This is a genomic window from Mesorhizobium sp. M7A.F.Ca.CA.003.01.2.1 (assembly GCF_003998945.1).
GTDB classification, from domain to species: domain Bacteria; phylum Pseudomonadota; class Alphaproteobacteria; order Rhizobiales; family Rhizobiaceae; genus Mesorhizobium; species Mesorhizobium ciceri.
In genome coordinates this window covers 1-2,073 of sequence record NZ_RZRA01000965.1, presented here as the reverse complement: position 1 = coordinate 2,073, position 2,073 = coordinate 1, and the positions used below count along the sequence as shown (strand labels likewise).

Sequence of the window (2,073 nt, the reverse complement as noted above, 5' to 3'; positions counted from 1 at the left end):
GATCTCGACAGTGTTGTCGATCGCCTCCGGCAGGTCGGCAAAGAGCCTTGCCATATCGGCCTGGCTGCGCAGGAAATTGTCGGGCGACAGCCGGCGGCGGTTGTCGGCGGCAACGACCGATCCCTCGGCAATGGCAATCAGCGCGTCATGTGCGTCATAGTCGTCGCGAGAGGAAAAGAACGCCTCGTTGGTGGCGACCAGCGGCAGTTCATGGGCATAGGCCAGATCGATCGAGGATTTTTCGATCACGCGATCATAACCGGAAACCCGATCAAGCTCGACATAGAGCCGGTCGCCGAACATCTCCTTGAGAGTCAGAAGCCGGGCTTCGGCCAGATCGCGGCGATCTTCCTTGAGCGCGGTGCCGATCGGTCCGCGCGGTCCGCCGCTGAGGCAGATCAACCCGTCACAATAGCCTTCCATCATTTCCGTGGTCAGGTGCACGGCTTCGCCCGGCGGCGTTTCGAGGTAGACGCGGCTGACCAGCCTGACCAGATTGGAATAGCCCGCCTCGGTCGCGGCAAGCAGAACGACCGGCCGCATATCGGGACCTTGCCGTCGGCGGTCGCGCTGGCCATCGCTGTTTTCGCCGGAAAAGGCGAGCGCCGTCTGGCAGCCGATGATCGGCTGGATGCCGTCCTTCACCGCCTTCTGCGCGAATTCGAGCGCGCCAAACAGGTTGTTGGTGTCGGTAACGGCGATGGCCGGGGCTTCGTCCTTGACCGCATGAGCCACCACCTTGCCGATCTGCAAGGCGCCTTCCAGCAGCGAATAGGCCGAATGCACGAGCAAATGGACGAAGGGCCGCGCCGGGGCCTCCGGCCGCGCCGCAGCAATCGCCGCTTCTCGCTTCAAGGGATCGCGGGGGAGTTTTTCGTCGGCCATGGTGCTGCGTGAAGGTCCTTGAGTCGATGGAGATGTATTGTCCGGGACCGCGCGATGCCAGTCCAGCACAAACCACTGCTGATCACAGGCTGCCTGCCCGGCTAGCCCTAAGCAAACTCCATGATCACAGCGTCGACAGCCAGGCTGTCGCCAGGCTTGGCGTTGAGTTTGGAGACGACAAGGTCGCGTTCGGCACGCAGCACGTTTTCCATCTTCATCGCTTCGACCACCGCCAATGTCTCGCCTGCCTTGACCTCCTGGCCTTCGGCAACGGCAATCGACACGACAAGGCCAGGCATCGGGCAAAGCAGCAGCTTCGACGTGTCCGGCGCCACCTTTTCGGGCATCAGCCTTTCCAGTTCGGCGGTGCGCGGCAGCATGGCGCGCGCGGTCACCGACATGCCTTTCCAGGCGATGCGAAAGCCATTGGCGACCGGCCTGACCTGAGCCGTAACCTTGCGCTTGCCGACCGTACCGCGCCAGACCAGATCGCCCGGCCGCCAGCCGGATGCAACGGTCAGCGCCTTGCCGCCCGCGATCGACAGATCGACTTCCATCGGAATGGAAATCATGCCCTCGATGATGGACGCCGACAGATAGTCATCATCGATCTTCACGACCCAGTCGCGCTTCAGCGCTCCCGAATGCGGCGCCAGGCGCCCGCCCAGCCGGTCAAGCCGATCACGTCGCAGCAGTTCCACTGCGGTCGCGATCGACGCCAGCACCGCTTTCTCGTCGTCGTTCGGCACGACCGGCGCGAAACCGTCGGGATATTCCTCCGATATGAAAGCGGTCGATATCCGCCCTTCCCGCCAACGCTGATGCTGCATCAAGGCAGCCAGGAACGGAATGTTGTGCTCGATTCCGTCGACGACGAAGCTGTCGAGCGCTTCCGACATGGCATCGATGGCTTCCAGACGCGTCGGCGCCCAGGTGCACAGCTTGGCGAGCATCGGATCGTAGAACATCGAGATTTCGGAGCCTTCGGTGACGCCGGTGTCGTTGCGGATGACGACATCGCCGAATTGTCCTTCCTCCGGCGGCCGGTAGCGGGTCAGCCGGCCGATCGAAGGCAGGAAATTGCGGTAAGGGTCTTCGGCATAGAGCCGGCTTTCCACCGCCCAGCCGTTCAGCTCGATGTCGCTTTGCTTCAGGCCAAGCTTTTCGCCGGCGGCGACGCGGATCATC

General features: G+C 63.0%; 2 protein-coding genes. Both read right to left on the bottom strand.

All coding sequences use genetic code 11. The features are described from left to right. Positions 1–885 (bottom strand): PHP domain-containing protein (locus tag EN969_RS28330; RefSeq protein WP_127419593.1); only part of this gene is annotated, 885 nt, incomplete at its 3' end. Between the two features lie 107 nt (positions 886–992). After that, a partial coding sequence (locus EN969_RS28325; protein ID WP_127419592.1) for a biotin/lipoyl-containing protein occupies positions 993–2,073 on the bottom strand: 1,081 nt, incomplete at its 5' end.